Source organism: Candidatus Erwinia dacicola (genome assembly GCF_001756855.1).
Lineage (GTDB): Bacteria > Pseudomonadota > Gammaproteobacteria > Enterobacterales > Enterobacteriaceae > Erwinia > Erwinia dacicola.
In genome coordinates this window covers 1-5,573 of the sequence record NZ_MAYS01000229.1, presented here as the reverse complement: position 1 = coordinate 5,573, position 5,573 = coordinate 1, and the positions used below count along the sequence as shown (strand labels likewise).

Genomic DNA, 5,573 nt, shown 5'->3' with positions numbered 1-5,573 from the left:
ATCAGCGAGGCAGCGCGTTCCGTCCACCTGACGTCAGCAAACAGGCCTTCGCCTTCCACCCAGCTCAGGGTCCTGAACCAGCCTGACGCAGGCACCGGGCCGCTGGCCTTCGGGGCATTCAGGGACTGGTGTTCATAGTCAAACAGGTAGTCGTTTACCCGGCTGTTAGCGGTATCAATCAGACGCTGCGCCAGCGCTGCATCCAGAAACCAGCGCTGGCCACCTGGCGGCGGACTGACAGCCCGACAGTTACAGGGGTGAAGCGGTAAGAACAGGGGGAGGATTCAGGGGGTTAAGACAGTAACACCGTGGCTGCGCGGCACAACCCCGTTTAAAACCCGTTTAAATCGCGCCAGATGGCGTTAAAATGATGCAGGGGTAATACGTTACCCCTGAAAGCAGAAAAACGCCACAGCGTGCTTTTGTGGGCTTATCAGTCTTCCCCACCAAGGTGGTCAATGACGGCCTGGCGGATGGCGTCGTTATCATCCTCCGTCAGGCTGAGGAAAGGACGGGCCGGAATATCCGAGCCGGGGTGGTTGACCTGGCTGGCAAAGCGACCGTTAAAGCGCAGCGCTTTTTTGTTGCGGGGGCAGATGATGTGGGGGCGGGTTTTCCCGCCCTGCTGGTGAATGCGGGCGTAAACGAGGTTGGTGCCCACCACCGCCTGATCGTTATCGGCGAACGGCTCAATGGAGCCGTGCAGGCGTCGGGTCTTCATCAGCGGCTTACCGTCACGATATTGCAGGGGCTTCCACGCCGGACGCCCGCCCTGAATAAAGTTCTCATCCACCGCATCGAGCATGATACCGGCGACCTTATTCATCAGTGGCTCACGGTGCTGGCAGCGCGCGGCCAGCTTGTCCAGCCAGTCGCGGAACCCATCAGAGATATCGATATCAAGTTTCATGCGCCATCCTCCGGCAGTGCCCCGTCAATCAGGCGTGCATGCGTAACAGCGGCAGGCGACCACGGCACCGAGGATACCGGCTCAACGCCATCAGCGCTGCGGACGAGCGTGACCACGCTGTAGCCTGTTAAATCCTCTGCCACAACCAGAATGGTGTCACCCCGCTGCAGCACGGCGACCGGGTAACGGAACGCTGAGGCAATCCGTGCCAGCCACGTTACTCCGGCATCGCGCAGGCTGATCGCCGTCTGCGCCGGTAAGGTGATCGCCGGCGACGGCAGGGCCGCGCTCTCGCTGATTGCCGCCAGCACCAGCGGCGACAGTGCGCCCACGCGGCGAAAGTCTTTGCCGGGACGCGCAGGCAGCGAGCGTACCCAGCCATCTAGGGCGTGGTTCACCGCGGTGGTCAGCCGGTTATTGCGCAGCGTTTCATACACCGCCTGCGCGGCAAGGCGCGGGGGAGCATCCACGGTTTTCTCCAGAAGGGACTGACCCAGCCCGGCCAGATATCCGCGCCCCGGATTGAGGTGAAAGCCCGCGTCCGGCACCAGCATCTGGCCGGTCTCAGGGTCGCGATATGCTTTGACCGGGCGCATCTCACCATCCAGCCCATAAGGCTGTTGCACGGTGACCAGCCGACCGTCGCTGATTTCAACGCCCACAGGGTGATTTGTCATCTGCGCTTCAGTCAGGGCGCGAACCCAGCAGCGGCAGTTGTAGCCATTCGGTGGGTAGATGGTCTGCCATATCGGGTCGTCCCAGCGAAAATGCGTCCATTGAGCGCCGAGTGCGTCGGACGGGTGCGGTTGTCCATCACCGCGTTGTATTGCCAGTAGGGTCGGTCAGCGACGTTGCTCATCTGCTGCTGATAGCGACCCGCTGCATAGGCGGACTGGATATTGGTGCGGAAAATGGTATCAAGCCGGTACGGCATCAGCTTTTTGCCCTGCAACACGCCATCCTCATCGGCAACCAGCCCGCGCCCCAGCCAGCCCTTACGCTGCAGCAGAGGCTCCAGCTCGTCCTGGAACTGACGGAAGGTTGCTCCCTCCGTCAGCGAGCGCGTCAGGCCGTTGTGGATATCGCTGAGTACATCAAGTTTCGTGATGCCGGCCACCGCGAACCTGACCGCATGGGCTTCGTCCTGCATGTCCTTCCAGCTCAGGGTGGGGGTCATTCCCTTAGACCGGAAGTACGCTATCGCCCGCGCCGGTGGCAGGGTCATGGCAAACCCCGCATTGACCTCACCCATACTGCTGCCCCATAACGTCAGCAACAAACACGGCCTGACCGACCAGCTCCTGCAGGGCCATGTCATCCAGCGACGGGTAGCTGGCCGCGAGCAGCTCATAAACCTCATCCGGGCTACGGGCTGCCTTTACCTGCGTAATCAGCGGTTTCAGCATCGCTTCAGCGGCGGCACTGGCCTGTGCTGCCAGCAGCTGCGGTGCAGCATCCAGCTGCAGCTGAATGCTGTCTGTCCCACTCTGCGGCACGGACAGGGCCGCAAGGCGGGCCTGCATCACCTGAGACAGCGCAGCATCGCCAGCCTGCTGGCGGGCCAGTGGCTTCAGGATGGTCTGCCCCTCCTGCGGCAGCGGGATACCGCTTTTCTCCGAAACCCAGTCTGCGGTGATGTCAAATCCCGCCAGCTGGGCGCGGTTCACTACCTTCATCAGGCGTTCAAGGTCAACGGACTCGCGGGCGTCGAATTCAAGATACGGCGCACGCTCCGGGTTGAAACGGCCGTTCATCGCCAGCACCGGCCACAGCAGCTGCTGCGTTAGCGTCTCCGCCGACATCCATGCATCACCGAGCAGCAGGTCGTGACGCACCTCGTTATGCACGTTGCCGAGTGCGTTAGTGGAGCTGGCCCCGTCGGCCTGGCTGGTCAGCGTCCCGCCGAGGATCACCTTCGACTGCACTCTCTCACACCAGCTCACCATATCGAAGAACGGCGCACTCTGACCGGCAGCAGGCGATTCAAATTTAATGTCAGCCGTGTTGGGAATGATCCCCCCACCTTCGCGGGCCAGCATACGAATACCCCGCAGCAGATCCAGGCGCTCTTTGTCGGTCATGGTGGAATCATATTTACCGATGCGAAACGGCAGGCCGTAGAGGTTCAGGAACTGCGCCCAGTCGCGGGCTGACAGGTTCTTGAACAGGTATGTCCAGACCAGCACGCGGAACAGGCCGCTCTGCGCCACCGGGCCGGATTTGGATTTGTGCTTATGCACGATCCATCCCATATCCCACAGCTCCTCGCCGCCCACGCTGCCCCGGTTCAGCCGGATGCTGTCCAGGTCAGTCTGCGGCATGGTAAAGGCCCGCGCCGGTCGCTTGTGAAAAGCCCCCGGAAGCCACAGCGAGCCTTTACGGCTCCACTCAATTTCGATACAGGAAAAACCGTGGCCGATAGCATCGAGCATATCCATCAGCATTTCGCGGAACCCCGGCAAATGGCGCAGCCACCAGTCGGCCTCCGCCGCCACTTTTTTCTCCGCCTCTGTCGCATCCGGCGGCGGCTTGACGGAGAACGGCAGCGTCAGCAGCGCACGCTTACGCTTCGACAGTTCGGCAAACAGGTGGCCGTCACGTTCTTCCATATCGGTGAACAGGTCGCTCTGCGCCTGAATGTCACCCTGCTCGGCGGCGCTGAACAGCGCATAGACCCGCTGAATATCCAGCCCCGTAGAGGGATGCGTGGCGGTATCACCATACAGAAAATCATCGCCGGCGCTCTGCATGCCCTGCGTTTTATCGCGGGTAAAAAAGCGTTTAAACGCGGTTTTAATGTCCATTTACCATCCTCCCACTCCGAACCCGTCAGAGCCATAGTCGTCATCATCGTCATGCCTGCGGCGCGTAGGTGAATCCGCCTCTACCGCCTCCAGCTGGCTGACCGAAATAAATTCAAAGCTGCCCACGCTTGTGGACGCTATTGCAAAAAGCATATGCAGGGCATCCGGGCCGTCATCGTGGTCTGCCATCGGGAAATGCATCAGCTGTTCCCGCAGGGTGGCCAGCATGCGGGCAATCAGAATGCGCTCGTTCTCCATGAACGGCTGCAGCGACTCGATACGCCCGAATTTGTCTGTGGTGGGGATAACAGAACGGGCCGGTACGGGCACGCCCGCTTTCAGCGACTCTTCAATCAGCGTCTCGCGCAGAAAGTCCTGGAACTGCACCGACTCAAAAGCCCAGGCCACGCAGCCAAACTCACGCTGCAGCTGGATAACATCGGTAATAATCTTTTTAGGGCGGCGCACGCGGATATCGGCCCGGACCACCTTCAGCACTTTTTTGATGCGATGCCAGCCGCCAATCAGCAACGCGCTGGGGTCATTGCCCCGGCTGTTGTGCTTGCCCAGCGACGGGTCACAGGCACCGAAGTAAATTAAATCCGGCTCCAGCTCGCGCCATTCATGTATGCAGCCGTGGAAGATGGCGTGTTCACCGCTGACCGGGTCATTCTGGTATTCCGCATCGAAGGCGCGTGTGCCTACGCGCACGCGGATAAGCATCAGCGCCAGCAAAGGTCGCGCCGTCCATGAGACGCGCGAGCCTTTCAGCAGCGCCTTTTCATGGCGGTTGTAAAACGCCCTGGCGGCATTTTTACCCTTGCTGCGCAGGGTTTCTTCCCACTCATCCCACCGCGCCATATCCTCTGGCCACGCGAGGATCGCCTGGAAGCGACGGGCGTTCCACAGCGGATTTTTCATGGTACGGGCCAGCACGGAGTCGTAGTGCAGGATTGACCCGACATAAACGACATCCAGCTTCACGCCCGGCCCGCCAAGCGGCAGCACGGTGCTGTTGAGCCACTTCTCCAGCTTGTCACGCTGCTTTGGCGTCACCACATTCTCGTCATTTTCCAGATCATCAAGGTTAACCAGGTCAGGACGATACGCACCGTGCTTACGGCCACACAGGCTCTGTCCCTGACCTGCGGCTTCAATCTTGATGCCTTTAGCGGTGAGAATGCAGCCGATACGCCACACCCGGCCCTGACCGCAGGCCTCCGGGAAGTCCATCGACAGACGCGGGTTGTAGAGCAGTTCGGCCTTGATCACTTCAAGTGACTCAGCAGCCTGTGCGCCGGTATCAAAAGCGATAATGATGAACTTCTTCAGCTCACGGACGACACACCACAAATCAAAAAGCTGCTGGCTGAGCGTGGTTTTTGCTTCGCCACGCGGGGCGGCGATCACCTCGTTTTCACCTTCAGGGCTGGCCACGACCTGTGGCAGGCGCTCAAAAAGATACTCATGCAGTTCGCTGGTATCAGGATGAACAAGGTGATGCGGGAAATAGGTATTGGCAAAAAAGCGAAACCCGGTCACCGGATCGCTGACCTGCTCCCGGCGACGTTTTACCGCCTCCGGGCTGTTGTCGAAGCCGGTGCATTCGTTCTCGATACGCTCGCGCAGCTCGTCCTGAATACGGGCAATCTTCTCACGAAAAGCCTTTAGCGAAGATTTTGATGCCACAGATAACTCACCTCTTAAAAATAAAGCCCCTCTGTGCCAGGATACTGCTGCCAACAATGACCCTTTATACAGAGAGGCTTTATGTCTGATACAGAAAAACTCACCATTGAACAGAAGATTGAAATTGCCCGTCTGGCGACCGAGATTTATATGACGGAATACCAGTCCGG

The 5,573-nt window shown here is 59.7% G+C and carries 6 protein-coding genes; all 6 read right to left on the bottom strand.

The genetic code is table 11. The annotated features are described in order from the left end of the window. Window positions 1-275: phage protease (locus tag BBW68_RS16160; protein WP_276325381.1), on the bottom strand; the 275-nt coding region annotated here is incomplete at its 3' end. A gap of 158 nt (window positions 276-433) precedes the next feature. Then, complete coding sequence (locus BBW68_RS07210) at window positions 434-910, bottom strand: phage virion morphogenesis protein (protein ID WP_070134613.1); 477 nt, start codon at window positions 908-910, stop codon at window positions 434-436. Continuing rightward, complete coding sequence (locus BBW68_RS19665; RefSeq protein WP_245675227.1) at window positions 907-1,587, bottom strand: hypothetical protein; 681 nt, start codon at window positions 1,585-1,587, stop codon at window positions 907-909. The genes BBW68_RS07210 and BBW68_RS19665 overlap by 4 nt, the downstream gene beginning before the upstream one ends. 11 nt (window positions 1,588-1,598) lie before the next feature. Next, entirely contained in the window at window positions 1,599-2,162 is a 564-nt protein-coding gene (locus BBW68_RS19660; RefSeq protein WP_245675226.1) for a phage head morphogenesis protein, read from the bottom strand. Continuing rightward, complete coding sequence (locus BBW68_RS07200) at window positions 2,155-3,714, bottom strand: DUF935 domain-containing protein (RefSeq protein WP_070134612.1); 1,560 nt, start codon at window positions 3,712-3,714, stop codon at window positions 2,155-2,157. Before BBW68_RS07200 ends, BBW68_RS19660 begins: the two co-directional genes overlap by 8 nt. After that, window positions 3,715-5,403, bottom strand: a complete 1,689-nt coding sequence (terL, locus tag BBW68_RS07195) for a phage terminase large subunit (RefSeq protein WP_070134611.1) — start codon at window positions 5,401-5,403, stop codon at window positions 3,715-3,717. It abuts the gene before it with no gap. Between the last annotated feature and the right edge of the window lie 170 nt (window positions 5,404-5,573).

What these genes read in the sequence shown, in the direction of transcription:
- BBW68_RS19665 (WP_245675227.1), bottom strand. Translation starts at nt 1,587, where the DNA reads ATGACAAATCACCCTGTGGGCGTTGAAATCAGCGACGGTCGGCTGGTC.
- BBW68_RS19660 (WP_245675226.1), bottom strand. Translation starts at nt 2,162, where the DNA reads ATGGGTGAGGTCAATGCGGGGTTTGCCATGACCCTGCCACCGGCGCGG.
- BBW68_RS07210 (WP_070134613.1), bottom strand. Translation starts at nt 910, where the DNA reads ATGAAACTTGATATCGATATCTCTGATGGGTTCCGCGACTGGCTGGAC.
- BBW68_RS07200 (WP_070134612.1), bottom strand. Translation starts at nt 3,714, where the DNA reads ATGGACATTAAAACCGCGTTTAAACGCTTTTTTACCCGCGATAAAACG.